Annotated in this window: 19 protein-coding genes and 1 tRNA gene; 11 read left to right on the top strand and 9 right to left on the bottom strand. The window is 75.1% G+C overall.

What is annotated here, in order from left to right; translation table 11 throughout:
• Positions 1 to 338: 338 nt before the first annotated feature.
• The 8 genes from AC07BS_RS24690 to AC07BS_RS24725 all read left to right on the top strand — a co-directional run bounded on the left by AC07BS_RS24690 (position 339) and on the right by AC07BS_RS24725 (position 10,874).
• On the top strand, positions 339 to 1,724 hold the full coding sequence (locus AC07BS_RS24690) for a hypothetical protein (protein ID WP_478934514.1): 1,386 nt from the start codon (positions 339 to 341) through the stop codon (positions 1,722 to 1,724).
• 17 nt (positions 1,725 to 1,741) lie between these two features.
• The gene (locus tag AC07BS_RS24695; RefSeq protein ID WP_478934516.1) at positions 1,742 to 2,737 is read left to right on the top strand and encodes a glutamate ABC transporter substrate-binding protein; all 996 of its coding nucleotides are present in this window, start codon (positions 1,742 to 1,744) and stop codon (positions 2,735 to 2,737) included.
• Positions 2,738 to 2,850: 113 nt separating this feature from the next.
• Positions 2,851 to 4,173: a hypothetical protein gene (locus AC07BS_RS24700; protein ID WP_478641702.1), complete on the top strand. Its 1,323-nt coding sequence runs from the start codon at positions 2,851 to 2,853 to the stop codon at positions 4,171 to 4,173.
• Positions 4,170 to 6,770 (top strand): serine/threonine-protein kinase, encoded by a 2,601-nt coding sequence (locus AC07BS_RS24705; protein WP_478934518.1) that lies wholly within the window; start codon positions 4,170 to 4,172, stop codon positions 6,768 to 6,770. Before AC07BS_RS24700 ends, AC07BS_RS24705 begins: the two co-directional genes overlap by 4 nt.
• Positions 6,771 to 6,773: 3 nt before the next feature.
• The gene (locus AC07BS_RS24710) at positions 6,774 to 7,931 is read left to right on the top strand and encodes a protein phosphatase 2C domain-containing protein (RefSeq protein ID WP_478934520.1); all 1,158 of its coding nucleotides are present in this window, start codon (positions 6,774 to 6,776) and stop codon (positions 7,929 to 7,931) included.
• A 115-nt stretch (positions 7,932 to 8,046) separates the two neighbouring features.
• Positions 8,047 to 9,399, top strand: coding sequence for a vWA domain-containing protein (locus AC07BS_RS24715; RefSeq protein ID WP_478641705.1), 1,353 nt, complete (start codon positions 8,047 to 8,049; stop codon positions 9,397 to 9,399).
• A 19-nt stretch (positions 9,400 to 9,418) separates the two neighbouring features.
• On the top strand, positions 9,419 to 10,339 hold the full coding sequence (locus AC07BS_RS24720) for an FHA domain-containing protein (RefSeq protein WP_478934522.1): 921 nt from the start codon (positions 9,419 to 9,421) through the stop codon (positions 10,337 to 10,339).
• A gap of 130 nt (positions 10,340 to 10,469) precedes the next feature.
• Positions 10,470 to 10,874, top strand: a complete 405-nt coding sequence (locus AC07BS_RS24725; RefSeq protein ID WP_478641707.1) for a globin — start codon at positions 10,470 to 10,472, stop codon at positions 10,872 to 10,874.
• Positions 10,875 to 10,906: 32 nt separating this feature from the next.
• On the opposite strand, the gene AC07BS_RS24730 is transcribed toward AC07BS_RS24725, so the two are convergent.
• The 6 genes from AC07BS_RS24730 to AC07BS_RS24755 all read right to left on the bottom strand — a co-directional run bounded on the left by AC07BS_RS24730 (position 10,907) and on the right by AC07BS_RS24755 (position 19,358).
• The gene (locus tag AC07BS_RS24730) at positions 10,907 to 11,674 is read right to left on the bottom strand and encodes a DUF8010 domain-containing protein (protein ID WP_478641709.1); all 768 of its coding nucleotides are present in this window, start codon (positions 11,672 to 11,674) and stop codon (positions 10,907 to 10,909) included.
• Entirely contained in the window at positions 11,674 to 13,338 is a 1,665-nt protein-coding gene (ettA, locus tag AC07BS_RS24735) for an energy-dependent translational throttle protein EttA (RefSeq protein WP_478641711.1), read from the bottom strand. The genes AC07BS_RS24730 and ettA overlap by 1 nt, the downstream gene beginning before the upstream one ends.
• Positions 13,266 to 14,966, bottom strand: coding sequence for a Cys-Gln thioester bond-forming surface protein (locus tag AC07BS_RS24740; RefSeq protein WP_478934525.1), 1,701 nt, complete (start codon positions 14,964 to 14,966; stop codon positions 13,266 to 13,268). The genes ettA and AC07BS_RS24740 overlap by 73 nt, the downstream gene beginning before the upstream one ends.
• A gap of 236 nt (positions 14,967 to 15,202) precedes the next feature.
• Positions 15,203 to 15,706: a single-stranded DNA-binding protein gene (locus AC07BS_RS24745; protein ID WP_478934527.1), complete on the bottom strand. Its 504-nt coding sequence runs from the start codon at positions 15,704 to 15,706 to the stop codon at positions 15,203 to 15,205.
• Positions 15,707 to 15,960: 254 nt separating this feature from the next.
• The gene (locus AC07BS_RS24750; RefSeq protein WP_478934529.1) at positions 15,961 to 17,739 is read right to left on the bottom strand and encodes a GTPase; all 1,779 of its coding nucleotides are present in this window, start codon (positions 17,737 to 17,739) and stop codon (positions 15,961 to 15,963) included.
• On the bottom strand, positions 17,736 to 19,358 hold the full coding sequence (locus AC07BS_RS24755) for a dynamin family protein (RefSeq protein WP_478642134.1): 1,623 nt from the start codon (positions 19,356 to 19,358) through the stop codon (positions 17,736 to 17,738). The genes AC07BS_RS24750 and AC07BS_RS24755 overlap by 4 nt, the downstream gene beginning before the upstream one ends.
• A gap of 303 nt (positions 19,359 to 19,661) precedes the next feature.
• Between AC07BS_RS24755 and AC07BS_RS24760 the strand changes: the two genes are divergently transcribed.
• Positions 19,662 to 19,734: transfer RNA gene (locus AC07BS_RS24760), tRNA-Arg, on the top strand.
• A gap of 71 nt (positions 19,735 to 19,805) precedes the next feature.
• On the opposite strand, the gene AC07BS_RS24765 is transcribed toward AC07BS_RS24760, so the two are convergent.
• Both AC07BS_RS24765 and AC07BS_RS24770 read right to left on the bottom strand, forming a co-directional pair.
• Entirely contained in the window at positions 19,806 to 21,914 is a 2,109-nt protein-coding gene (locus tag AC07BS_RS24765) for a nuclease-related domain-containing DEAD/DEAH box helicase (RefSeq protein ID WP_478641717.1), read from the bottom strand.
• A 134-nt stretch (positions 21,915 to 22,048) separates the two neighbouring features.
• Entirely contained in the window at positions 22,049 to 22,288 is a 240-nt protein-coding gene (locus AC07BS_RS24770) for a chaplin (RefSeq protein WP_478641719.1), read from the bottom strand.
• Between the two features lie 274 nt (positions 22,289 to 22,562).
• On the opposite strand from AC07BS_RS24770, the gene AC07BS_RS24775 reads away from it, so the two are divergent.
• Positions 22,563 to 23,285 (top strand): 4'-phosphopantetheinyl transferase family protein, encoded by a 723-nt coding sequence (locus AC07BS_RS24775; protein ID WP_478934563.1) that lies wholly within the window; start codon positions 22,563 to 22,565, stop codon positions 23,283 to 23,285.
• A 67-nt stretch (positions 23,286 to 23,352) separates the two neighbouring features.
• Here AC07BS_RS24775 and AC07BS_RS24780 read toward each other — a convergent pair whose 3' ends face one another.
• On the bottom strand, positions 23,353 to 24,321 hold the full coding sequence (locus AC07BS_RS24780; protein ID WP_478934531.1) for a polyprenyl synthetase family protein: 969 nt from the start codon (positions 24,319 to 24,321) through the stop codon (positions 23,353 to 23,355).
• A gap of 373 nt (positions 24,322 to 24,694) precedes the next feature.
• Between AC07BS_RS24780 and AC07BS_RS24785 the strand changes: the two genes are divergently transcribed.
• Positions 24,695 to 25,945, top strand: coding sequence for a styrene monooxygenase/indole monooxygenase family protein (locus tag AC07BS_RS24785; protein ID WP_478934533.1), 1,251 nt, complete (start codon positions 24,695 to 24,697; stop codon positions 25,943 to 25,945).
• The last annotated feature ends 1 nt before the right edge of the window (position 25,946 follow it).

A 25,946-nucleotide genomic window follows, 5' to 3' on the forward strand; every position in this document is an offset into this window, starting at 1 on the left:
CCCTCCCCACCACCCCCCCCCCCCCCCCCCCCCCCCCCCCCCCCCCCCCCCCCCCCCCCCCCCCCCCTCCACCCCCCCCCCCCCCCCCCCCCCCCCCCCCCCACCGGCGTCCGCGCCCCCACGCGTCCCGTCCTCCCCCGCACGGGAACCGAACAGCCATCCCACGCGTGAACACAGGCGAAGGCCGACACGGACACACCAGGAAGATCGCGGTCCGCACAAGATCGGTGCACGACCGGTGTGTTCGCCCGTCCCTGCGGCCATACTGCTGGCCGGGCACCCGTCCCCCACCGCTCACCGGGAGACGGGCGCCGACCGGCGACCGAGGGGGAGGTCACGTGTCACCACCGCAGCCCGATCCGGGCGGCGCCCGGCGCACCGCGTGGCGCGAGGGTCTGGACAGCCTGAAGGCCGCGGCCACGACGGAGCCCGGCAGACTCCGCATCATCGGCGCGGCGCTGGCGGCACTGCTGGTGGCCTTCGGCGCCGTCGCCTCCTGGCAGATCGCCGACCGGGTCGCGGCCGCGGACGCCGTCATCGGCCACAGCCAGCCGCTGAGCGCCGACGCCGCCGACATCTACCGCTCCCTGGCCGACGCCGACACCGCGGCGGCCGGCGGCTTCCTCGCCGGCGGCCGGGAGCCGCGCGCCGTCCGCGAGCGGTACGAGAAGGACATCGCGCTCGCCTCCGCGCTGCTGGTGAAGGCCGCCGCCAACACCGAGGCGTCGGACGACGCGGGCCGCCGGATCGCCCGCCTCAACGCCCAACTGCCGGTCTACACCGGCCTCGTCGAGTCGGCCCGCGCCAACAACCGCCAGGGACTGCCGCTCGGCGGCGCCTATCTGCGCCTCGCCGGCGACCGGATGCGCGAGGACCTGCTGCCCGCCGCCCGGGCGCTGTACGAGACCGAGACCGGCCGGCTCGGCGCGGACTACGACGACGCCGAGGACTGGCCCTGGGCGGCGCTGGCCACCGGGGTGGTCGCCCTGGGCGCCCTCGGCTGGGCGCAGCGCCGCGACTACCGGCGCACCCACCGCGTCTTCAACCGCGGCCTGGTCGCCGCGACCGCCGCCTGCGCGGTGGCGCTGCTGTGGCTGGTGACCGGGCACGCCCTGGCGCGGTCCGGCATGACGACCTCCTACGAGCACGGCGCCCGGTCCCTGCGCGTGCTCAACGAGGCCCGGATCGCCTCGCTCCAGGCCCGGGGCGACGAGAGCCTGACCCTCGTGGCGCGCGGCGCCGTGCTCACGCCCGAGGGCGGCGACGCCTACGAGGCCGGCTACCGCGCGGACATGGGCCGGCTCGTCGGGGCCGACGCCAAGGACACGCCCACCTCGGGCGACCCGGTGGCGGACAGCCTGCTGGGCCGGGCGCGCTCGCTCGCCGGCGGGGAGGGGGGCCGGGCCCCGGTCGACCGGGCGATCGAGGAGGTGCGCCGGTGGCAGCAGCGGCACCGCGACGCCCGCGCCGCCGACGAGGGCGGCTACTACGACCGGGCACTGCCGAAGGTCATCGGCGAGAAGGACAGCACGGGCGAATCGTTCGACCGGGTGGACCGGGAACTGGGCCGGGCGCTGGCCCACGAGCAGGGACGGTTCCGCACGGCGGCGGACGACGGCCGCGGGGCGCTGACGGGACTGACGGCCGGCGCGGCCGTGCTGGCCGTCCTGGGCGCCACGGCGGCCGTGCTCGGCGTCGGACGCAGGCTCTCGGAGTACCGGTGACAGGGGGAGGCCGGATCATGGGTGAGGGAGTCCGGGCGCGTGGGACGGGCCCTGGGGCCGGCCGGTGGTGGGCGGCCGTGACGGCGGCGGTCTGCGCGCTGGCGGCGACGGCCGCCGTGCCGCCGCGGCCCGCGGACCGGGACGCCGGTGGGGCGGGGCCGCCGCCGGTGGCCGGCGCGGACCGGCGGGCGGCCGCGCGGGCGCCCGCCACGTGCACCGACCCGGAGGCCGGCCTACGGCCCTCGACGGCCGACGGGCCGGCGGTGCGGCGCATCAGGGACCGCGGCCGGCTCATCGCCGGCGTGGACCAGAACAGCTACCGCTGGGGCTACCGCGACCCGGCCACGGGTGAGCTCAGCGGCTTCGACATCGACCTCGTACGGGCCGTGGCCAAGGCCATCCTCGGCGACCCCGACAAGGTCACCTTTCTGGCGATCCCCACCAACCAGCGCATACCCGCTCTGGAAAAGGGCAAGGTGGACATCATCGCGCGCACGATGACCATCAACTGCGAACGGATCCGGCAAGTCGCCTTCTCCACGGCCTACTTCGAGGCCGGCCAGCAGGTGCTGGCCCCCAAGGGGTCGCCGGTGACGGCGTTCGACGACAGCCTGAGGGGGCGGAAGGTCTGTACGGCCAAGGGATCCACGGGCGAGAGCGAGCTGCGGCACGAGTCCCACGGCGCCACGGTGCTCACCGTCCCCAACCAGCTCGACTGCCTGGTGCGGCTCCAGCTCGGTCAGGTCGACGCGGTGATCACCGACAGCGCGCTGGCCGCCGGACAGGCGGCCCAGGACCCGTCCGTGCGACTCGTCGGCAAACCGTTCACCACCGAGTCCTACGGCGTGGCGATGAACCTGAAGGACCAGGACCTGGTACGCCGGGTCAACGCGGTTCTGGAGGACTACCGCCGGGGCGGCGACGCGAGCCCGTGGATGGTCGCCTACCGACGGTGGCTGGCGGCCGACCTCAAGGGGATCACCGCCCCTCCGGAACCGAAGTACAAGGACTGACGGTCCGGCGGACCGCCGGACCGGCGGCCTGAAGGACACGGCCGGCGGACGGGACCGGCGGGCAGGACTCGGCGTTCGAGCGCGGCGCGGGCCGCGGACAGGAGAGGGGATCGATGGCGGTCGCGGGGCCCACCGGGCCGGCCTTGAGCCGCGAGGAGGTGGACCGTGCGCTGACGAGGCTCGGCGCGGAGCACGAGGCCGTCGAGTCCTCGCTGCTGGCCCTCCAGGACCATGCCGGACGCCGCCTGCTGGAAGGCGCGGAGCTGACGGGGGTGACCAAGGACCGCTGGGAGGTCACCGACGCGCTCGTCACCCAGCTGTGGGTGTACTTCGACGCCTACACCGACGCGCTGGAGGCGGCCCGCGAGCTGCGGGACCGCCGCCGCTGGCCCACCCAGGGCGAGCTGTCGGAGCTGACCGACCTGCTGTGCGGCAGCGGCATCACGCTGCCGGCCGGGCCGCCCGCGGCCACGGCCGTGCTGCTGGGCGCCGCCGCCAGACTCAGCGAGCGGCTCAGCCTCACCGAGCTGGTCGACCGGATGAACAGCTGGTACGCGCGCGCCCTGGACGTGGTCGTGGCCGCCGACGCCGTCTGGTCCGCGCTGCCGGCGCGCATCGACCTGCTCGCCGCGGAGCTGGAGCGCGTCCGCGCCCTGGCCCACTCGGTGGGCGTACGGCCCGGTGACCACCCGGCCGGCGACGACCTGGAGCGGATCGACGCGGAACTGGCCGCGCTGCGGGCCGCGGTGATATCGGATCCGCTCGCCTTCTGGACCGCGGCCCCGGCGGGGACCGCGCCCGGCGGGGGCCGCCCCGACACCGCGCGCTACGACCGCGCGGCGCTGGCGCTGGAGGAGGTGCGCCGGGAGATCGAGGCCGTCCTGGACGTCCGGCAGGACGCCGACCGGCGGCTGATGCGGGTGCGGGACGTCCTCTCGCGCGCCGACCGCACCCTGGGCGAGGCCCGCCGGGCCCGCGCCGAGGTGCTGTCGAAGATCGCCGCGTTCGAGGTGCCCGCCGTCTCCGGGCCGCCGACCGCCCTCTACGAGCGGCTGGAGGCCGCCGGCGAGCACCGCAGACACGCCCGCTGGCACCTCCTGTCGCCGCTCCTGGAGAACCTGGAGCGGCGCGCCGAGGAGGAGCTGCTGCGCGCCCGCGAGTCGCTGACGGAGGTGACCGCCCCGCTGGCCGTACGGGCGGAGCTGCGCGGGCGGCTGGACGCGTACCGGGCGAAGGCCGCCCGGCTGGGGCTGGCGGAGGACCGGATCGTCCTGGAGCGGTACGACGTCGCGCGACGCATGCTGTGGAGCGCGCCGTGCGACCTGCTCGCCGCCGAGGGGGCGGTGCTGCGCTTCCAGCAGGCCGTGGCGGAGGCGGCGGCCCCGCCCGCCCGGCCGGTCGTCGGCGGGGCCGCCGAGGCCAGGGGGGAATCATGACGGGCACCAGCTGCCAGCGACCGGACTGCGCGGGCGTCTACGAGGACGTCGGCGGCGGCGAGCTGTACTGCGGCGAGTGCGGGCTGGCGCCCGTGGTGTCGCCCAGCGGGCGGATCGCCTCGCCGCCGACGGGGGTCACCCGGGCGGGCGGCCGCGGGTCGGCGTCGTCCGGTTCGGCGGGGTCATCCGGTTCGGCGGGGTCCGGAGGGTCGGCCGGGTCGCCGGGGTCCGGCGGGTCCTCGTCGGGCTCCTCCTCCCGGTCCTCGTCGCGGTCATCGTCACGGTCCTCGTCCTCGCCCCGCTCGGTGCCCGGCCGGCTCTCGCGCTCGCTGTCCGGGGGGTCCGGCGGGTCCGGCGGGTCGGAGGGCCGGTCGGTCCCCTCGGTCTCGGTGCGCACGCGGCGGACGGGGGCTCCGGGCAGCGGGCGCAACCGGCTCGGCGCCGGCCTGGTCACCATGCCGGCCCTGCCGCGCCCCGATCCGCCCGCGGCCGTGCTGGAGCGGCCGGAGGTGCCCGAGCGCAAGCGCTTCTGCAGCCGGAGCGACTGCGGGGTCCCCGTGGGGCGTTCGCGCGGCGGGCGCCCCGGGCGCACGGAGGGCTTCTGCACCAAGTGCGGCCACCCGTACTCCTTCGTGCCGAAGCTGCGCCCGGGGGACGTCGTCCGCGGCCAGTACGAGGTCGCCGGGTGCCTGGCGCACGGCGGGCTGGGGTGGATCTACCTGGCCATCGACCGCGCGGTCTCCGACCGCTGGGTGGTCCTCAAGGGCCTGCTCGACACCGGCGACGAGGACGCGCTGGCCGCCGCGGTCTCCGAGCGGCGCTTCCTCGCGGAGATCGAGCACCCCAACATCGTCCGCATCTACAACTTCGTCGAACACCTCGACCAGCGCACCGGCAGCCTCGACGGCTACATCGTCATGGAGTACGTCGGCGGCACGTCCCTCAAGGAGATCGCCAACGAGCGGCGCCACCCCGACGGGCGGCGCGATCCACTGCCGGTGGAGCAGGCGTGCGCGTACGGCATCGAGGCGCTGGAGGCCCTGGCCCATCTCCACAGCCGCAATCTGCTCTACTGCGACTTCAAGGTCGACAACGCCATCCAGCAGCAGGACCGGCTCAAGCTGATCGACATGGGCGCGGTCCGCCGGATGGACGACCACGACAGCCCGATCTACGGCACGGTCGGCTACCAGGCCCCGGAGGTGGCCGAGCTGGGCGCCTCGGTGGCCTCCGACCTGTACACCGTGGCCCGTACGCTCGCCGTGCTCACCTTCGACTTCCAGGGCTACACCAACGTCTTCGCCGACCGCCTGCCCGAGCCCGGGAACATCGACGTCTTCACCCGCTACGAGTCCTTCTACCGGCTGCTCGTACGGGCCACCGACCCCGACCCGGCGCGGCGGTTCGCCTCCGCCGACGAGATGGCCGAACAGCTGACGGGCGTCCTGCGGGAGATCGTGGCCCTCCAGACGGGCCGGCCGCGGCCGGCGGTCTCCACGCTGTTCGGGCCGGAGCCGCGCGTGGTGGACACCCGGCTGTTCGTGCCGTGGACCGGGGCCGTCTCGGCGCTGGGCGAGCGCTCCCCGGAACGCCGGCGGGCCCCCGCGGCCGCCCCCGCCACGGTCACCGCCCCCGCCGGGCCCCCGGTGCCCGCCGTCGAGCCGGTGGACGCGCGGGCCACCGCCCTCGCCCTGCCGCTGCCCGTGGTCGACGGCTCCGACCCCAACGCGGGCTTCCTGGCCGGCCTGATCGCCTCCCAGCCCGCCGAGGTGTACGCGGCCCTGCGCGCGGCGCCGGGCGACTCGCCGGAGCTGCGGCTGCGCCGGGTACGGGCCCATCTGGAGCTCGGCGAGGACGGCCCGGCCGACCAGGCGCTCGCCGCCCTGGAGGCCGCGCACCCCGACGACTGGCGCACCGTCTGGTACCGCGGCGTGCACGCCCTGGCCACCGGTGACCACGGGAGGGCGGCGCTCTCCTTCGACGCCGTCTACGACGCCTTCCCCGGCGAACCCGCCCCCAAGCTGGCGCTGGGCGTGTGCGCCGAACTCCTCGGTCAGCTCGACAACGCCGCCGAGTACTACCGTTCGGTGTGGGTCACCGATCCGGGGTTCGTCGGCGCCGCCTTCGCGCTCGCCCGGGTGCGGCTGGCCGCCGGGGACCGGGCGGGCGCGGTGAGCGCCCTGGAATCGGTGCCGGAGGCCTCCGTCCACTCCACGGCGGCGCGGGTCGCCGCGGTCCGGGCGCGGCTGCGGCAGCGTCCGCCGCGGGACGCGCTGCTGGCGGACCTCGGCGCGGCCGCCGGCCAGGTCGAACGGCTGACGGACGCCGGGCTGGACGCGGTGCGGCGCGAGCGGCTGGTCACCGAGGTGCTGGGCACCGCGCTGGACTGGGTGCTGGCGGGCCGTCAGGGCGCCGCTCCCGCCGGTGGCGCGCCGCCGGGGCCGGAGCGGCTGCTCGGCGGCGGCCTCGACGAGGAGGGGCTGCGGTTCGGGCTGGAACGCTCGTACCGCGTGCTCGCCCGGCTGGCCCAGCGCGGTGAGGAACGGATCGAACTGGTGGAACGGGCCAACCGTTACCGCCCCAGGACATGGGTGTGATCGATGTCGCAACTGCCCCCACAGCTGACGGCGTGTCCCGTCTGCCACGAGCCGCTGGAGCCGGCCGACAACTTCTGCGGAGGATGCGGAGCCGACCTCTCCGCGGTGCCGCCCGCGACGGCCGAGACGCGCTCCGGCGTACGGCGGCGGCCGGGCGCGCCCGTGCTGCGGGGGGCCGACGACCACCTCCTCGCCCCGCCGCCCGGCGGGGTCCCCGCCCAGCCGGCGCACGGCGCGGGCCCCGGCGGGGCCTGTCCGGCCTGCCGGTCGGGCATGATCGACGAAGACGGGTACTGCGAACACTGCGGGCACGCACAACCGCGCGAACGGAATCACATGGAGCACGAGTCGGCAGGCGTCGCGGCGGTCACCGACCGCGGCCTGCGCCACCACCGCAACGAGGACGCGTACGCCGTGTCCACCACCGAGCTGGCCGGCGGCCCGACCGTCGTCGCGGTCGTCAGCGACGGCGTGTCGTCCGCCGCCCGCCCCGACGAGGCGTCGGCCACCGCCTGTGCCGCGGCGCACGTCGCCCTGGTGGAGGAGCTGGACCGGGGCGCGCCCCCCAAGGAGGCCACCCACCGGGCCGTCCTCGTGGCCGCCGAGGCCGTCGCCGCCCTGGCCGGCCCCGCCCACCGGCCGCGCGAGCACGAGCACTACCGCCAGGAGAACGCCCCCGCCTGCACCATCGTCAGCGCCGTCGTCACCGGCGACCTGCTGACCGTCGGCTGGGTCGGCGACAGCCGCGCCTACTGGGTCCCCGACGACCGCGCCACCCAGCCCGCCCGGCTGACCGAGGACGACTCCTGGGCGGCCCAGATGGTGTCGGCGGGCCTGATGTCGGAGGCCGAGGCGTACGCGGACGAGCGCGCCCACGCGATCACCGGCTGGCTGGGCGCCGACGCCTACGAGGTCGAGCCGCACACCGCCTCGTACCACCCCGACCGGCCGGGCGTGGTGATCGTCTGCACCGACGGCCTGTGGAACTACGCCGAGTCCGCCGAGCACATGGCGGCCGTGGTGCCGCCGGACGCCCGCACCCGGCCGCTGGAGTGCGCACGCCGTCTGCTGGCGCACGCCCTGGACGGAGGGGGCCACGACAACGTAACAGTGGCCGTCGTGCCGTTCCCGTCCCCCGGCGAGGGGGCAGGATCGGCCTGACGGCCCGCACGACCACGGGGGGATCGACACACGCGGCGCCGGTGCCCGGCGCCGCGCGGCTGTCCGCCCGCCGCACGTCCCATGTGACCACGTGGAGTACGAAGGAGCGGATCAGATGGCCAACCCGTCCCTGCCGAGCGTGCCGCGGTTCTCGGCCGAGGTGTACCAGAACGTCAACCTCCCCGAGGGGGGTCGCGAGGTCAACGCGATCGTCACCGTCACCGCCGTCGCGGAGGAGGGTCCACCACCCCGGGCCGGTCTGGCGCCCGGCTCGGTCGCGCTCGGCGGGGGCGCTCCCGACGCGGCGGTCGTCGTCATGGTCGACTGCTCGGGCTCGATGGACTATCCGCCCGCGAAGATGCGCAACGCCCGCGACGCCACGGCCGCCGCCGTCGACGCGCTGCGCGACGGCGTCGCCTTCGCCGTCGTCGCCGGCACCCACCAGGCGCGCGAGGTGTATCCCGGCGGCGGGCGGCTGGCGGTGGCCGACGCCACCACCCGCGGGCAGGCCAAGGAGGCGCTGCGCAAGCTGGGTCCGGGCGGCGGCACGGCCATCGGCACCTGGCTGCGTCTGGCCGACCGGCTGCTGTCCTCCTCGGACGCCTCCATACGCCACGGCATCCTGCTCACCGACGGCCGCAACGAGCACGAGGAGCCGGACGCGCTGCGGGCCTCGCTCGACGCCTGCGCGGGCCGGTTCACCTGCGACGCGCGCGGCGTGGGCACGGACTGGGAGGTCAAGGAGGTCACCGGCATCGCCTCCGCCCTGCTGGGCAGCGCCGACATCGTCGCGGACCCGGCAGCGCTGGCCGACGACTTCACGCGGATGATGGAGGCGGTCATGGGCAAGGAGGTCGGCGACGTCTCCCTGCGGCTGTGGACCCCCCAGGGCGCCGAGGTCGTCTTCGTGAAGCAGGTGGCGCCCACGGTCGAGGAGCTGACGGACCGCCGGGCCCCGGCCGGGCCGCGCGCGGGCGACTACCCCACCGGCTCCTGGGGCGACGAGTCGCGGGACTACCACGTGTGCGTGCGGGTGCCGAGCGCCCATGTGGGCCAGGAGATGCTGGCGGCCCGGGTCTCCCTGGTGCTGCCCACCCCGGACGGCGCCTCGCCGCACGTCCTCGCGCAGGGGCTGGTGCGGGCGGTGTGGACCGACGACCTGGCGGCGTCGACGTCCCTCAACCCCCAGGTCGCCCACTACACCGGCCAGGCGGAGCTCGCCCAGGCCATCCAGCAGGGCCTGGACCTGCGCAAGGCCGGGGACATCGACGGCGCGACGGCCCGGCTGGGCCGCGCGGTGCAACTGGCCAGCCGCTCCGGCCACGAGGACACCGCCAAACTGCTCGCCAAGGTGGTGGACGTCGTGGACGCGGCGAACGGTACTGTGCGGCTGAAGACGAAGGTCTCGGAGGAAGCGGAGATGACGCTGGAGACGCGCTCCACCAAGACCGTTCGCGTCAAGAAGTGACGAGGGGGAATCCACCGCCATGCCGACCTGCCCGAACGGCCACCCTTCGGGGGCCGACGACTGGTGCGAGGTGTGCGGCCACCGGATGCCGGAGGCCGGCGCGCCCGCACCCGTCGTTCCTCCGCCCCCGCCCGGCCCGCCGCCCGGTCCGCCGCCCGGCCCCGGCGGCTTCGGCTACGGGGGCGACGCCACCGTCCAGGCCGAGCTGTGCCCGCAGTGCCGTACGCCCCGCGAGGCGCAGGCGCCGTTCTGCGAGGAGTGCCGCTACAACTTCGCGACCCGCACGGCCAATCCCTACGCGTCGCCGCCCCCGCCCGTGCAGGGCTTCCAGTCGGCGCCGCCGCCCCCTCCGCAGCACGCCCCGCCGCCGCAGAGCTTCGAGTACCACGGTTCCCGCCCGTCCCGGGTGAACCGCCCGGCCGAACCGCTGGGGCCGCCGGAGCCGGCCGCTTTCGGGGAGCCCTTCCCGGCCGACGACGACTGGATGCTGTCCCCGCCGACCGCCGCGCCGGTCGCCGCGCCGCCCGCGCAGGGGGGCGGCTGGGTGGCCCTCGTGGCGCCCGACCGCGAGTACTTCCTGTCGATGATGCACCGCAGCGGGCCGGAGGCGGCGGGGCTGAACCTGCCCGCGTACGCGCCCGAGCTGCGGTTCCCGCTCGGCGGCCACCAGGTCACCATCGGGCGCCGCCGGCACAGCACGGGCGAGTCGCCGGACATCGACCTGTCCCGCCCGCCGGAGGACCCGGGCGTCTCCCACCAGCACGCCATGCTGGTGCAGCAGCCGGACGGCGGCTGGGCGGTCGTCGACCAGGACTCCACCAACGGCACCACGGTCAACGGCTCCGAGGAGCCGATCCAGCCCTACGTGCCGGTGCCCCTCGGCGACGGCGACCGGGTGCACGTGGGGGCGTGGACGACGATCACGGTCCGGCGGAGCTGAGCGCCCGGCCGGTCGCGGGGGACCGGGCGGGTCCGGGCGGGGCGGGGACGGGGCGGGTCCGGGCGGGGCGGGGGACGGGGCGGGTCCTGAGGCCCCGGTCCTCGGCCGGGTGGTCTGAGACCATGGAGGGGTGAATGAGATTCCGCGCGGCACGCTTCAGGAGCAGACCTTCTACGAGCAGGTCGGCGGCGAGGAGACCTTCCGGCGCCTGGTCCACCGCTTCTACCAGGGCGTGGCCGGGGATCCCCTGCTGCGGCCGATGTACCCGGAGGAGGACCTCGGCCCGGCCGAGGAGCGCCTGGTGCTCTTCCTGATGCAGTACTGGGGCGGCCCGCGCACCTACAGCGAGAACCGCGGTCACCCGCGGCTGCGGATGCGCCACGCGCCGTTCACGGTCGACCGCGCCGCCCACGACGCCTGGCTGCGGCACATGCGCGACGCGGTGGACGAGCTTCAGCTCGCGCCCGAGCTGGAACGGCAGCTGTGGGGCTATATGACCTACGCGGCCGCCTCCATGGTCAACACCCAGGGCTGACGCACGCCGGCCGCCGCCTGACGACGCCGTCGTCAGGCGGGCGTGACCGTCAGATCGCGCAGACCGCCGCCGGTGCGTACGGCGACGGAGCCGTAGGGCGTGCGCAGCCGCAGCCAGCCGCGCGCGGCGAAGAGGGCGAGCGGCTCGGGTGCCACGGCCGTCGCGCCGCCGGCCCGGGCCGCGGGAGCCGCCGCGCCGGCGCCGTTGGCCACGGCGTGCCCTGCCGGGGTCCGCTCCTCGCGGACAGGGCGCAGGAAGCCCAGCGACTGGGCGGCGTGCACGGCGCGCAGGGGCAGACCGGTGTCGCCCAGGGTGCGCGACCAGATCTCCCGGCCGATGCGGTCCCGCTCGGCGCGGGTGCGGCGCTGCTCGGGCAGCGCCTCGTCCCGGGCCCGGAACTCCGCGACGGCGGCCGCGACCGCGCCCCGGACGTCCGCGCCGGCGGGGAAGGGCTCGACACGCCGCCAGCCGCCGCGGGGCGGCAGGACGCCGGCCCAGGGCGGGCCGGTGACGGCCTCGGGGACGACGACCTCCAGGCCGCCGTCCGCCACCGGGACACCCGCGTCGAGGGCGTCCGCGAGCTGTCCGGCCGAGACGGTCGCGTCCAGCTCGGCGCCGGCCGCGAGGCGGGCCGTGCGGATGGCGAGGACCTCGAAGGACGGCGGGCGCCCGAAAACGCCGAGCACGCCGCCGCCGGCCTGGAGCCGGACGGCGGCGGCCCGGTCGTAGTGGATCAGCCGGGCCAGGAAGGCGGCCAGATCGGCCGCCTCCCCGGCGTCGGCGAAGCACAGCCGGTGCATCAGCCCCGGGTCAGCTTCTTGTAGGTGGCGCGGTGCGGACGGGCCGCGTCCGGGCCGAGCCGCTCGATCTTGTTCTTCTCGTACGACTCGAAGTTGCCCTCGAACCAGAACCACTTCGAGTTGCCCTCGTACGCCAGGATGTGCGTGGCCACTCGGTCCAGGAACCAGCGGTCGTGGGAGACGACCACCGCGGCGCCGGGGAAGTCCAGCAGCGCGTTCTCCAGGGAGGACAGGGTCTCGACGTCGAGGTCGTTGGTCGGCTCGTCGAGGAGCAGCAGGTTGCCGCCCTGCTTGAGGGTCAGCGCCAGGTTGAGGCGGTTGCGCTCACCACCGGAGAGCACACCGGCCGGCTTCTGCTGGTCCGGGCCCTTGAAGCCGAACGCGGACACATAGGCGCGCGAGGGCATCTCGACCTGGCCGACGTTGATGTAGTCCAGCTCGTCGGAGACGACGGCCCACAGCGTCTTCTTGGGGTCGATGTTGGCGCGGCTCTGGTCGACGTAGGAGATCTTGACGGTCTCGCCGACCTTGATGGTGCCGGAGTCCGGCTTCTCCAGGCCCTGGATCATCTTGAACAGCGTCGTCTTGCCGGCGCCGTTCGGGCCGATGACGCCGACGATGCCGTTGCGCGGCAGGGTGAAGGACAGGTCGTCGATGAGGACCTTGTCACCGAACGCCTTGGAGAGGTTGTTGACCTCGACGACGACGCTGCCCAGACGCGGGCCCGGCGGGATCTGGATCTCCTCGAAGTCCAGCTTCCGCATCTTGTCGGCCTCGGCCGCCATCTCCTCGTAGCGGGCGAGACGCGCCTTGGACTTGGCCTGCCGGCCCTTGGCGTTGGAGCGGACCCACTCCAGCTCTTCCTTGAGGCGCTTCTGGCGCTTGGCGTCCTTCTGGCCCTCGACCTTCAGACGGGCGGCCTTGTTCTCCAGGTAGGTGGAGTAGTTGCCCTCGTAGGGGATGGCGCGGCCGCGGTCCAGCTCCAGGATCCACTCGGCGACGTTGTCGAGGAAGTAGCGGTCGTGGGTGATCGCCACGACGGTGCCCGCGTACTTGGCCAGGTGCTGCTCCAGCCAGTTCACGGACTCGGCGTCGAGGTGGTTGGTGGGCTCGTCGAGGAGCAGCAGGTCGGGGGCCTCCAGCAGCAGCTTGCAGAGGGCGACGCGGCGCTTCTCACCACCGGAGAGGTTGACGACCGGCCAGTCGGCGGGCGGGCAGCCCAGCGCGTCCATGGCCTGCTCCAGCTGGGCGTCGAGGTCCCAGGCGTTGGAGTGGTCCAGCTCCTCCTGGAGCTTGCCCATCTCCTCCAGCAGCGCGTCGGAGTAGTCGGTCGCCATGAGCTCGGCGATCTCGTTGAACCGGTCGAGCTTGCCCTTGACCTCGGCGACGCCGTCCTGGACGTTCTCGAGCACCGTCTTGTTCTCGTCGAGCTCCGGCTCCTGCATGAGGATGCCGACGCTGTAGCCCGGGGAGAGGAAGGCGTCGCCGTTCGACGGCTGCTCCAGACCGGCCATGATCTTGAGGACGGTGGACTTACCGGCGCCGTTGGGGCCGACCACACCGATCTTCGCACCGGGCAGGAAGCTCAGCGTCACGTCATCGAGGATGACCTTGTCGCCGTGCGCCTTGCGCGTCTTGCGCATGGTGTAGATGTACTCAGCCAAGAGAAACCGTCCGGCAATCGAGAAGGGCCAATGTGCGGCTCCGCCGCGTGAGGGCAGATACACCCCATCTTGCCGTACCGGAAGCCCTGGACGGAAACGCGTTGCGGCGACGTGCCGGTGACCGTGGGAACTCCCCCGGTCACCGACCGTGCGCGAGGCCGCGGGCGGGCGTCGCCTCCCCGCCTCTCCCCCGTCGAGGCGCGCTCGCGGCGCAGCAGGAAGACGGCGGTGCCGCCGACCACGATGAGCGCGATGGCCACGCCCGCGATGACCGGGGTGGTGCCGCTGCCACCGGTGGTGGCGAGGTCGCCGCTGGTGGCGGACCCGGCGCCGCCCGTTCCGCCGGTGGTGGCCGGGGCGGCCTTCCCGGACACCGGGGTGGCGGCGGTCGCGGGGGTGCCGGCGCCGCCGGCGGAGCCGCCGGTGGAGCCGGTCTCGGCGGTCTTGCAGTCCAGGATTCCGGAGAACGTCTTGGTCAGACCGTTCGGCCCGGTGATCGTGAACTTGTACGCCCGGTCCTCGTCGACCTTCATCAGGACGGTCTCGGAGCCGCCCGGCGCCACGGTGTGCCGCCGTCCGTCGAGGGTGAAGGTGAAGGGCTGGTCGCCCGTGTTGCCGGCGGTGATCTCCACGCCGCCCTTCGCGCAGTCCTTGCGGGCGTCGAGGGCGGGTATCGCGCCCTTGCCCGCCCAGTTCGCGGTGGCGGTGGCGGAGACCGTGCTCTCGCTGGAGCCGGCCAGGATCATCGTCTGGGTGCGGGTGTGGTCACCGATGAAGGCCCGGCCGACCGGGACCTTGGTGGCGGCCGTGACCTTGAAGGCGGCGGACCCGTCCGGGGCGCCGGCCGGGACGTCGAACCAGAGCTCGCCGCCGTCGCCGGTCGAGGTGAGGGGCTTGCCCGCCTTGTCGACGACCTTCACGCCCTTGCCCGCCGCCTCGCCGGTGGGGGCGACGGTGGCGGTGCCCGCGTCGGTGCGGACGGTGACCGGGCCGACGCGCCGGCCGGGACGGCCCGAGACGGCGGGCGGGTCGAGCGTCAGGGAGGCCTTGGGCTCCCCGGTGCTCTCGGCGCTCTTCTGGAGGTAGTCCGCGAGCTTCTCGGCGGCCGGGTCGCGGGCCTCGACGTCGACGTGGTCGGAGTAGCGCCAGATGGCGACCTGGGTGCCGGCGGCGGCGGTGTTGGCGTCGAGGGTGCCGGCGCCGGAGTCCTTGGCGAGCGCGGCGAGGTCGTTGATCTGGGGATAGGAGTGCTGGAGTATCCAGCGGATCTTCCCCGCGTCGCGGTTGGCGTGCAGCGAGGACTCGCCCCAGCCGGTCTCCTTGTACTTCGCCCCGTCGACCGTGTTGGTGAGGATGTCGACGCAGTAGGTCTGGAGCGTGCCGCCGCCGTCGACCTTCATCTCGAACAGGCCCGCCATGACGGTCCCGGTCTTGCGCCGGTCGTGGACCACGGCCCCGCCGCCGGCCGTGAGACGGCCGAGGGTGGCGGTCACGCCGCCCTGGCTCTTCCGCCCCTCGTCGGCCGCTACCGCCCCGCTCCCGGCGGCCACGGTGCCGACCACCGCCAGACCTGTCGTCAGAATCGCCACGGCGAGACGCCTCACGCCCCGCCCCTTCACAGAGTTCATGGATTTCCTTTCGGGCGGGCGCGGCTCGCACGACGCTCGGTCCGGACCGTCGCGGGCGCGCCCCACCGGGCAACTCAAAACTCAGAAGCCCCCGTTGCTCTGCAGGGGATCTTATGGAGCGCACGGAAGGCACCCTTCCCGCACGCCTGCACAGGGCCGATCCGAATCGGAATCGTTATCGCATAGCCGTACCGGCCCTTGGATTATCGACAAATCGCCGGGACAAACCGCCCGTTTCAATGGGGCGGAGCGGCTGCCCGATGCGTCATCACCGCAGCCCCGGCCGGGTCCGGGGGTTCCGCGAGAGTCTCCGGTGGAGCCCCCGGACCCACGCACGCCATCCGCACCGGATCGACCGGAAGCGGAAGCACCTGCGAGGCCGGTGACGCTCTGCGGAACGCCGACGTACCGCGCGTGAGGTCATGACCGACCGACACGGCGTCGATGTCGGCCGACACCCAGCGCCGGCCCTCCCGCTCCTCGTCCACGACCCTCAACCGCCCGTGGACGACGACCGGTTCCCCCAGGCTCACCGAGCCCACCACGTTCACCGCGAGCGCGCGCCAGGCGCGCACCGTGTAGAAGCTGGTGTACGCGTCGGTCCACTCCTCGCGCTCGCGGTCCCAGCGGCGCACCGTCGCCGCCAGGCGGAAGCGCGAGAGCACCGAGCCGCTCGCCGTCTCCCGCAGATCGGGCTGCGTGGCCACGTTGCCCAGGACCGTCACCAGTGTCTCGTTCATGCGCGCGCCTCCCCCGTCACCGACCCGCGGCATCCGCCCGCGGTGTCGTCCCGGCCCTCATCGTGCCCGGGTCCGCCGGACGCCGCGCGGGCCTGTGGACGGCCGCCCGCATGTGGACAACCGCCTCACCCATGAGGGTGAACGACCTCCGGGGGCCCGCGTCCGGGTGCCTGCCTTCGCGCGCCTGCCTCCGGTTGCCTGCCTCCGGTTGCCTGCCTCCGGGGCCCTGCCTCCGGGGGCCTGCCTCCGGGGGCCTACGCCTCGCCCGCCGCGATCACGTACTGCGCCCGCACCTCCCGGTAGCGCAGGAGCTCGGCCGCCACCGGTTCCAGCACCCTGGCCCGCCCGCACCCCGCCGCCGCGCCGCGCAGCCGGTGCTCCGTCTCCAGCCCGTGGCCCCGCGCGGGCCCCCGCGCCGCGATCCGGCCGCACCACGCCAGGACCGGGCCGCCCAGGCTGCCGCCCGCCAGCAGCTCCGCCGGGAGCCACCACGGCCCGCCGAAGTCGCCGGTGACCGTGCCCACCAGCCAGACCGCGCCCAGCAGTTGCATCGCCAGCAGCACCCCCTGGCCCGCCGCGATCGCCGCCCACCAGCGGGGCCGCACCCCGCGCGCCGTGCCGCCCGCGCACGTCGCCGCGGTCTCGGCCGCCACCGCCGCCACCTCGTCCAGCGCCTCCGCCAGCCCCTCGGCGCCCCGGGCCGCGGCCTCGCGCACCGCCTGCGCCCAGGGGTCCGGCAGCCCGGCGGAGGCCTCGTAGGCCAGCGCCCGCACGGCCCGTTCGACCAGCGGCCGGGAGGCGGTCCGGCGCGGCGGCGCGAGGCAGCCGCCGGGCACGGTGTCGTCGTCGGTGCCCCGCGCCCGGGCGCCCAGGAACAGCCGGTCGTGCCAGCCGCGCACCCGCTTGAAGGCCGTGCCGCACGCCCGCTCGGCGTCCCGCCGCCAGGCCCGCTCCGCCGACAGCCCGGCGGCCTGGGCGCCCACCGCCTCCGCCAGGCGGTCCTCGAACTCCTGCCGGGCCCGTTCCGTCAGCCCCGGCCGCCCCTCGGCCACGTAGGCCGCGCGCAGCCGCGCCGACACCCCGTCCACGTCGGCGGTCAGCCGCAGCTCCGCCGCGCTCCGGCGGCTGGTGAACACGCCCAGGGCCTCGCGGAGTTCGCCGACCCCCTCCCCGGTGAGGGCGGACAGCGCCAGCACGGCGGCGCCGGGCTCGCCGTGCTCGCCCAGCGCGAGCCCGTCCTCGTCGAGCAGCCGCCGCAGGTCGTCCAGGACCTGGTCGGCCGCGTCCGCCGACAGCCGGTCCACCTGATTGAGGACGACGAACATGACCTCCGCGTAGCCGGCCAGAGGCCGTAGATAGCGCTCGTGCAGCACCGCGTCGGCGTACTTCTCCGGGTCCACCACCCAGATCACCGCGTCGACCAGCCCCAGCAGCCGCTCGACCTGCTCGCGGTGGCCGGGCGCCGCCGAGTCGTGGTCGGGGAGGTCCAGCAGCACCAGCCCGCCCAGCGCCGGGTCGTACGGCCGGACCGGCTGCCGGCGGGCCCGGGCGGGGATGCCGAGACGGTCCAGCAGCCCGTCCGCGCGGTCGGTCCAGGCGCACGAGACGGGCAGCGCGGTCGTCGGCCGGCGCACCCCGGCCTCCGACAGCTGGGCCCGTGCCAGGGCGTTGAAGAGGGACGACTTGCCGCTGCCGGTGGACCCGGCGATGGCCACCACCGTCAGGTCCAGCGCGTGCCGGTGGCGGGCCGCGGCCTCCTCCAGCACCCGGCCGGCCTCGGCGAGCGTGCGCCGGTCCAGGCGGGCCCGGGAGAGGCCCACCAGTTCGCGCAGCGCGTCCAGCCGGGGCCGCAGGGCCTGCCCGGCGGGCGAGGTGGTCGCCCGCGGGCCGGGGGGCGCCGGGGGGCGCGCGACCGGCACCGGGTGCTCGGCCTCGGCCACCGCCCGCGGGCCGGCGTCCGGCCGGCCGCGGCGTGCGATCAGACCGTCGTTCCAGAAGCGGCCCACCTCGTCTGCTGACGCCACGGCGGTCATCTCTCCTTCTGCAATAGGGACAGCACCGCGATGAGTTCGACCTGGTGATCGGGGGTCAGGTCGAGGGATTCGAGCGGGGCGGTCCTGCGCTCCCGCTCGCTCTCCAGGACCCGTTCGAGACAGTCGGACAGCAGCTCGCCGCCCCGGTCGCGCAGCCGCAGCGCGGCGGCCGCCCCGAGCGTCCGGGCCAGGGTGTCCCCGGCCGTGCTCGCCCGGCCGCCGCCGAGCAGCGCCGCCGCCAGCAGCGCGGCGGTCTTCTCCGCCTCGTTGCCGCGGTCGCGCTCGGCCGCCCGCACCTCCTCCTGGGCGATCTCCTCCAGACAGCGCCGCCACCGGCGCACCGCGACCCCGACCCTGCCTCCCGCCCCGTCCGGGTCGCGGGGCGCGAGGGCGGCGCCGGCCGCCGGGTCGCCGCCGAAGGCCGCCTCGACCTCCTCGTCCGCCGCGTCGGCCGCGCAGGTCAGCAGGGCGATGACGGAACCGGTGAGCGCGTTCAGCAGCTCGTCGGGGGTGCTGTCGTGCGGATGCCCGCGCCAGTGGGTCAGCGCGTCGCCGGCCAGCGCCTCCCCCGCGGCGATCTCGCGCCGGACGCGCTCGACCGCGCGCCCGTACGCCTCCTCCACGCACTGCGCCATCCGGACGGCCGCCGCGTGCTGCACCGCGGCGGCCCCGGCGAGCCCGGGCAACCGCGACCCCAGCGAGGACAGCACGCCCCGCGCGGTGCGCGCGGTCGCCACCGTCCGTGCCGCGGGGTCCTCGGCCCGCTGGGTGAGCCAGGCGCGCAGGCCCGCGACGGCGGTGGCCGGCAGCAGGCCGCTGCTGCCGTCGGCCGACTCCGGCAGCTCGGGGATGGTGAAGCGGGGCACGTCGCCCAGGCCGGCGCTCTCCAGCATGGCGTCGTACTGCCGGGAGACCTCGACCGCCACCTGGTGCGGCACCCGGTCCAGGACGGTGACCAGCGTGACGTCGTACTCCTTGGCCGTGCGCAGCAGGTGCCACGGCACCGCGTCGGCGTACCGGGTCGCGGTGGTGACGAGCACCCAGATGTCGGCGGCGCAGATCAGCGAGGCGGCGAGGTCGCGGTTGTGCTCGACCAGCGAGTCGATGTCCGGCGCGTCCAGCAGGGCCAGCCCGCGCGGCAGGGCGCGGTCGGTCTCGATGCGCAGGGCGAACGGCTCGTGCTCCAGCGCCTCCGCCGCCTCGTCGTCCAGCACCTCCGCCTCGTACGCCGCGGCCGCGCACTCCTGCATGGGCACCCACACGCGCTGGAGCCGGGGCAGCACCCGTGATCCGGCGAACCAGTGATGATCGTCCGGGTGGCAGACGAGGACGGGTGTACGGGTCGTCGGCCGCAGCACCCCCGCCTCGGTGACCCGGCGGCCCACCAGCGAGTTGACCAGGGTGGACTTCCCCGCACCGGTGGATCCCCCCACGACGGCCAGCAGTGGCGCCTCGGGGGCGCACAGGCGGGGCACCAGGTAGTCGTCGAGCTGCGCCAGGAGCTCGGCCCGGTTCCGGCGGGCGCGAGCCGCGCCGGGGAGGGGGAGCGGAAAGCGTGCGGCGTCCACGCGGTCACGCAGTGCGGACAGCGCGTCAAGCAGTCGGGGCCGTACGTCCAAGGTCGCCACACGTGCAGAATGCCCAATTCTGGTGTGTTTTTGAAGCGTATAACCCCTGGCGCGCGAGGCGTGGCGCAAGAGGCCCAGGCATAACGAGTGCACAACACCCGGCACCGAACGCGTCAAAAACGATGCGAAATTCGCACCTGCCTGCGATTATCAGGACCGCTTCACCGAACCTCCACATCGTGTCACGGAGGTGAAGCAACCGGGACGAGGTACGCGGAGCCCTATCCTTGTCCCCGGCAAGGTCACGGCACCACCGAGCCCGGGGCTTCAGCCGTCCGCGACCGCCACACACCGGCCCCCGTAGCTCAGTGGATAGAGCAGGCGCCTTCTAAGCGCTTGGCCGCAGGTTCGAGTCCTGCCGGGGGCGCTCGCGCACCACACCACGCCTCTCCCCTCCGGGAGGGGCGTTCCGTCTTTCCGGCGTCCTTACGGCCTCTTTCAGGTGCCCCGCGCGCCCGGCGCGACCGAGCCCAGCCAGAGGGTGTCCCTGGCACGGGTCATCGCCACGAACAGCTGGGTGCGGGCGAGTTCCGCGCGTTCGAGGGCGATGTCGTCGTCCGCCGCCGACGCGGGCGGGGGGAGCTCGTGGACCGGCAGATAGACGTGCTTGAACTCCAGCCCCTTCGCCCGCCGGTAGCTGCCCAGTTTCACGCCGGCGACCGGTCGGCCGTCGTAGCGTTCGAGGGAGCACAGGGGGATGCCCGCCCGGCCCAGGAGCCGCTGGTAGTGGAGCGTCTCGCGGCGGCAGCGGCAGAGCACGGCGGAGTCGGGCCAGGACGCCTCGCCACGGGTGCGCAGGGCCGCCAGCAGGGCCTCGTCGTGCTCGGCGGGCGTACCGGAGACGGAGCGGGTGACCTGGCCGCCGGGGCAGGTGGGGTCGACGTCGCGGCGGCCGGCGAGACGGGAGCCGTCGATGTCGTCGAAGGCGTCGTCGGCCACCACCGCGAGGGCGGCGCCGAGGATGCGCGCGCCGTTGCGGTAGTTCGTGCGCAGCACCTGCCCGCGGTCCCCGCGGACGTCGATGCCGGCGTCCGAGAGCCGGAACCCGCCCGGGTAGACGGCCTGCTGGCCGTCGCCCACCAGCAGCAGGCCGTTGGGGGCGTCCCCGACGAGCGCGTGCAGCAGCCGCACCCCGACGAGCGTGAGGTCCTGCACCTCGTCGGCGATCACCGCCGCGTAGGGGGAACGGCCCGGCCGGGCGAGGGCCTCGGCGAGGGCGAGGCCCAGGATGTCGTTGAAATCGTGCACCCCGCGCTCGGTGCGGACCCGCTCGTACTCCTCGTACAGCGCCCAGACCGCCTCGCGGTGCCAGCGGCGCAGCGCGGCCCGGCGCCGCTGGCGCCGCAGCGTCGCGTACTCCTCGAAGCCCGTGATGCCGCGCCCCTTTATGACGCAGTCGATCTCCTCGTGCCAGTAGCGCGGGCACGGGTCGAGGGTCGCCAGGACGCTGGGCCGGCCGCGCCGGACCCAGGCCCTGCTGAAGGCGTCCTCCGCCCGTCCGCCGTGCAGCCGGTGCGGAATACCGCGCTCCGAGAGGAACTTGCGCGCCCACGAGTGCAGGCTGCGGAACTCCACCCGGTCGGCGACCGCCGGGGACATCGTCCGCAGGAACGTGCTCTGCACGCGCGGCAGGTTGCTGGCGAAGGTGACGTACAGGATCCGCCCGTCGGTGCGCTGGGCGAGGTGGGCGGCGCGGTGCAGCGCCACGACCGTCTTGCCGGTGCCCGCCGGACCGCTGACCCGCGCCGGGCCCGACCAGTTGCGCCGTACGAGGGCCACCTGTTCGGGGTGCAGGAAGGTCATCCACCGCTCGATCGGCGCCCGGCGCGCGGACTCCAGGGCCGCGTCGCGCAGGCGCGCGATGTCGAAGAGCGCGTCACTGTCGCCGGAGGGCGCGTCCTCAAGGGACGTCTCCGTGGTGGCCGCCTCCGCGGCCGCGGGCCGGGCCTCCGGCACCCTCGACCCCTCGTACGCCGGGAACACCACTTCCAGGTGATCGGCGACCTTCCGCACCATGGCCGCCTCCAGCCGGGTGCGTTCCGCCAGGAGTGCCGGGCCGACCTCCCGCTCGCCCAGCAGTCGTACGCGGTCGAGCGAGCCGTCGAACGAGCGGCCCGCGAAGACCATCACCGGCCGGACCGCCACCGGCGACAGTCCGATCGACGCCAGCGCGGCCTCCGCCACCCGCGTCACCGCCAGGAGCTTGCCGATCTCGCCGTCCCGCCGCTGGCGGCCGGCCGTCAGATGGCCGTCGTCGGCTCCGGGCGCCGCCCGCCAGTTCTTGACGTCGATGACGAAGACCCCGCCGGGTCCCACCAGCAGCATGTCGACGTTGGCCGCGCGCGTGCCCGGCCACCGCCGGTCCACCAGCAGCCGCCAGCCGCGCCGGGTGAGCATCAGCAGCTGGGCCGCCACCTTGCGCTCGCCCTCGCTCGCCGCCTCCCACCGCCGGGCCTCGCGCTGCGCGGCCAGCAGCTGCTCGCGCAGCTCGCGCTCGTGCCGCCGGGCTTCCTGAGCCCTCTCCGATGCAGAACCACCAGCCCCCATGTCCGCCCCCCTCGCCTACACACCTCCCCATGAAATTGCATATATACACAAAGTAATGATCAGCAAGGGGGGCGAAACGGCGTATGGCGCCCGCCGACTCGGTGTCGGGGGCGCCATACACATGGGCGCCTGGGTCAGCTGTTGACGCAGACGTTCCCGGAGGCGGCGTTCAGCAGACCGACGATGTCGATCGTGTTGCCGCAGAGGTTGATCGGCAGGTGGATCGGGACCTGGATGACGTTGCCCGAGATGACACCGGGGGAACCTGCCGCCACACCCTTGGCTCCGGAGTCGGCGACCGCGCCGCCGGCCACACCGGCGAGAGTGGCGCCCACGGCGGCGGTGATGACTGCTGCCTTGGCGATACGTGACATGGGGAGACACCTTTGCTTGGTCGTACGGGACGAGCACCCGGTCGGTGACGGCCGGGAGCCCGGATCAACGTTTGGACGTCGCAAAGGTTTCGTCCGTGAAGCGTCCGGGTGACGCCCCCTCACATCGCCCCAGTGGCGCCCCTTTCGCACCGGTGCGCGGAGATAGGGGTTTCCGGGCCGCCCCGGGGCTGGCAGGGTTCCTTCCGTGCATCAGGCTGAGACGACCGAGACCGGCCCGCGGCCGGCCGAGACGGCCGGGGCGCGGCCCGCGGAGATGATCGGCGCGCTGCTGCCCCCGGCGGTCGCGTACGAGGAGTCCTTCCGCGACCCGGACCACCCTCCGGCGCTCTTCCCCGAGGAGGAGGCGCTGCTGACCAAGGTGGTGGACAAGCGGCGCAGGGAGTTCACGACGGTACGGGCCTGCGCCCGCACCGCGCTGGGCCGGCTGGGCATCGCCCCGGCGCCCATCCTGCCCGGGCAGCGCGGCGCGCCAGGGTGGCCCGAGGGGGTCATCGGCAGCATGACGCACTGCGAGGGCTACCGCGCCGCGGCCGTCGCGCACGCCCGCGACATGCTGACCGTGGGGCTGGACGCCGAGCCCAACCTGCCGCTGCCGAACGCCGGGGTGCGCGACCTCGTCACGCGCCCCGAGGAGCGGGGCCCCCTGGCGCGGCTGGCCGCCGAGCGGCCCGGCGTGTGCTGGGACCGGCTGCTGTTCAGCGCCAAGGAGAGCGTCTACAAGGCGTGGTTCCCGCTCACCGGGCTCTGGCTGGACTTCGAGGACGCCGTGCTCGACGTGGACCCCGGGACGGCGGCCTCCGGGCCCTCGGGGCCGGCAGGGCTCTCGGGGCCGTCGGCGCTCTCGGGGACCTTCACGGCACGGCTGCTCACGCCCGAGCCGCTGCGCGCGGCCACCGGGAACCGGCTGTCCGGCTTCAGCGGCCGCTGGCTGGTGCGCGACGGCCTGATCGTGACGGCCATCGCCGTGACGGCCTGAGGGCGACGGGCGACCGGGCGGACGGGGCGCACCGACCGCCGGTGGGCGGTCGGCGGCCGGCGGTCGCTCACCCCTGCTGTGACGCCACCCGGTCGGCGAAGGCGGCCAGTTCCTCGCCCCAGCCGGCGGCCAGGGTGAGCGACTCCGCCGTGCGGCAGGCGCGCTCGACGAGCTCCTGGATGAGCTCCTCGGCCACGTCCCGCTCCTCCGGCTCCAGCAGGAGGTCCCGCAGCAGCTGCGCGTCCCACGCGTACTCCGGGCCGCCGTCGAGGAACCCCCGCAGCCGCCAGGCGGCGTGCAGCGGACGGGCGTACGCCTCGTAGGGGCCGTCGAGGTCCGGCCGCCCGGCGAGCGCCGCGCCCAGCCGCAGCGGGTGGCGCAGGGCGTACCACCCGGCGGTACAGCCCAGGTCGCAGCCGGTCACACAGCGGCCCGGCCAGGGGTCCTCCAGGTATTCGGCGGCCATGGCGTGATGGCTGTACGAGCCGATCGCGCGCTCGGTGCGCAGGTCGTCCCAGATCCGGCGCGCCTCGGCGGGCAGCGGGCCCATGAGCCGGTCGGCGTGGGCGAGGGCGAGGTCGCCGGCGAGGGTGGCCGAGGACTCGCCGAAGCGGCGGGCCTCGCCCGCCCAGCCGCCCCTCTCGTGCTCGGCCGCGCGGCTGACGTGGAGGGTGGGCATGCCCCGGCGCAGGGCGGCGTTGTCGCGGACGTCGCTCCGTATGAGGGTGCAGGTGTCGAGGAGTTCGAGCGCGACCGCGGTGTCCACGGCGCGGGGCGCGTCGGGGTCGCCGCCGGCCGCGAGGTAGCCGGTGAGGAAGACGAGGGGGCGGGCGCGGTCGCCGCCGGCGGTCACGAACTCGGCGAGGGCCTCGACCAGCCCGGCGCCGCGCGCGTCCGCGGTGCGCCAGCGGCGGTGCGCGTCGTCGAGGACGGTGCGCAGCCGCTCCTCGACCCGGTCGAGCATTCTCGCCCGCTGGAGCCGGGGCGACACCGTGCGAGGAGCCACCGTATGGGGCGGCTGGGGTTGCTGCGTCATCGTGTATCTCCATGGATCGGCTGCGGCCGTCTCCGGCCCCGACGGGCGGGTGGCCGAAGTTCTCGGCGTTCTCCCGCCGCTTTCCGGCGTTTCCCGGCGTGTCCCGCCGGTTCGAGGCAGCGGAGCGCGGCTGTGGGTGACCGGCCTGACGACTACCCCGGCCCGGCGCGCCGAAAGCGCCGGTTTCCTGCCATCCCCTCGTCGTCCTCCCTTCGTCCTCCCGTCGTCCTCCCGTCGCCCCTGAGGCCGTACCCGGGCCGTCGCCGGAGCCCGGGTGACCGCCGGCGCGCCACTCGCGTGCCGTCTGTACAGCGTGCGCCGTGGAGGGTTACATCGGGGACGAGCCACGGAACCCGGTTTCTCGGAGGCAACCATGCGCAGGATCGCGATCGTCGGCGCGGGCCAGGCGGGGCTGCAACTGGCCCTGGGACTGCAGGCGGCCGGCGGCTACGAGGTGACCGTGGTCTCCGCGCGCACCCCCGAGGGCGTGCGGGGCGGCCGCGTGATGTCCACCCAGCTGATGTACGGGCCGGCGCTGGCCCTGGAGCGCGCGGCGGGTCTGAACCTCTGGGACGACGCGGCGCCCCGCGTCGACGGCCTGCGGATCGGCCCGGTCGACCCGCCCGGCGTCCCCGTCCCGGAGCGGGCCATCACCGCTCCCCTCGACGAGCCCGCGCAGTCCGTCGACCAGCGGGTGAAGACCGCGCACTGGCTGGAGCTGTTCGAGCGGCGCGGCGGGCGGGTGGAGTACCGGGAGATCGCCCCCGAGGACCTGGCGGCGCTGGCCACCGGGCACGAGCTGACCGTGGTGGCCGCCGGGCACGGCCCGCTCGGGCAGGTCTTCGGCCGCGACGACCGGCACAGCCCGTACGCCGGCCCCAAGCGCGTCCTCGCCTGCGTCTATGTGCACGGTGCCGCCCCGGACCCCGGGTTGCCGCCCTCCTATCTGCGGATGTGGGGCTTCCCCGAGGCGGGCGAGTTCTTCGTGATGCCGGCGCTGACCGGCTCCGGTCCCTGCTCGATCCTGCTGTGGGAGGGGCACCCGGGCGGACCCTTCGACTGCTGGGGCGACGTCGCGGGGCCGGACGCGGCCCTACTGCGCTCGCGGGAGCTGCTGCGGACGTACGCCCCGTGGGAGCACGACCTGCTCGCCGGTGCCGAGCCGACGGACCCGGGGGCGTGGCTGACCGGCGGACTGACGCCGGTGGTGCGGCATCCGGTCGCGGAGGTCGCCCCGGGCACGCACGTCCTCGGCATGGCGGACGCGGTCGTCCTCAACGACCCGATCACCGGCCAGGGGTCGAACAACGCCGCCCGCTGCGCCGGGCGCTATCTGGCGTCGGTGCTGGAGCGCGGGGACCGGCCCTTCGACCGGGCGTGGATGCAGGGGACGTTCGCCGGCTGGTGGGAGCACGCCCGGCACACCACGGCCTTCACCAACATGGTGCTGGACGCGCCGCTCCCCGAGCACGTCCAGCACGTCCTGTCGGCGGCCGCGCGCCATCCCCAGCTGGCCCACCGCTACGTCAACGGCTTCGCGGACCCGGCCGGCTACCAGGACTGGCTGATGGACGCCGACCGCGCGGAGGCGTGCCTGGCCACCGTGGCCGGACCGGTGGCCTGAG

Source organism: Streptomyces sp. NPDC044063 (assembly GCF_056434285.1).

Coding starts and splice junctions, on each gene's coding strand:
- AC07BS_RS24770 (WP_478641719.1), bottom strand. CDS start 22,288: ATGTCACGTATCGCCAAGGCAGCAGTCATCACCGCCGCCGTGGGCGCC.
- AC07BS_RS24775 (WP_478934563.1), top strand. CDS start 22,563: ATGATCGGCGCGCTGCTGCCCCCGGCGGTCGCGTACGAGGAGTCCTTC.
- AC07BS_RS24720 (WP_478934522.1), top strand. CDS start 9,419: ATGCCGACCTGCCCGAACGGCCACCCTTCGGGGGCCGACGACTGGTGC.
- AC07BS_RS24780 (WP_478934531.1), bottom strand. CDS start 24,321: ATGACGCAGCAACCCCAGCCGCCCCATACGGTGGCTCCTCGCACGGTG.
- AC07BS_RS24715 (WP_478641705.1), top strand. CDS start 8,047: ATGGCCAACCCGTCCCTGCCGAGCGTGCCGCGGTTCTCGGCCGAGGTG.
- AC07BS_RS24785 (WP_478934533.1), top strand. CDS start 24,695: ATGCGCAGGATCGCGATCGTCGGCGCGGGCCAGGCGGGGCTGCAACTG.
- AC07BS_RS24705 (WP_478934518.1), top strand. CDS start 4,170: ATGACGGGCACCAGCTGCCAGCGACCGGACTGCGCGGGCGTCTACGAG.
- AC07BS_RS24765 (WP_478641717.1), bottom strand. CDS start 21,914: ATGGGGGCTGGTGGTTCTGCATCGGAGAGGGCTCAGGAAGCCCGGCGG.
- AC07BS_RS24745 (WP_478934527.1), bottom strand. CDS start 15,706: ATGAACGAGACACTGGTGACGGTCCTGGGCAACGTGGCCACGCAGCCC.
- AC07BS_RS24700 (WP_478641702.1), top strand. CDS start 2,851: ATGGCGGTCGCGGGGCCCACCGGGCCGGCCTTGAGCCGCGAGGAGGTG.
- AC07BS_RS24740 (WP_478934525.1), bottom strand. CDS start 14,966: ATGAACTCTGTGAAGGGGCGGGGCGTGAGGCGTCTCGCCGTGGCGATT.
- AC07BS_RS24710 (WP_478934520.1), top strand. CDS start 6,774: ATGTCGCAACTGCCCCCACAGCTGACGGCGTGTCCCGTCTGCCACGAG.
- AC07BS_RS24730 (WP_478641709.1), bottom strand. CDS start 11,674: ATGCACCGGCTGTGCTTCGCCGACGCCGGGGAGGCGGCCGATCTGGCC.
- AC07BS_RS24695 (WP_478934516.1), top strand. CDS start 1,742: ATGGGTGAGGGAGTCCGGGCGCGTGGGACGGGCCCTGGGGCCGGCCGG.
- AC07BS_RS24750 (WP_478934529.1), bottom strand. CDS start 17,739: ATGACCGCCGTGGCGTCAGCAGACGAGGTGGGCCGCTTCTGGAACGAC.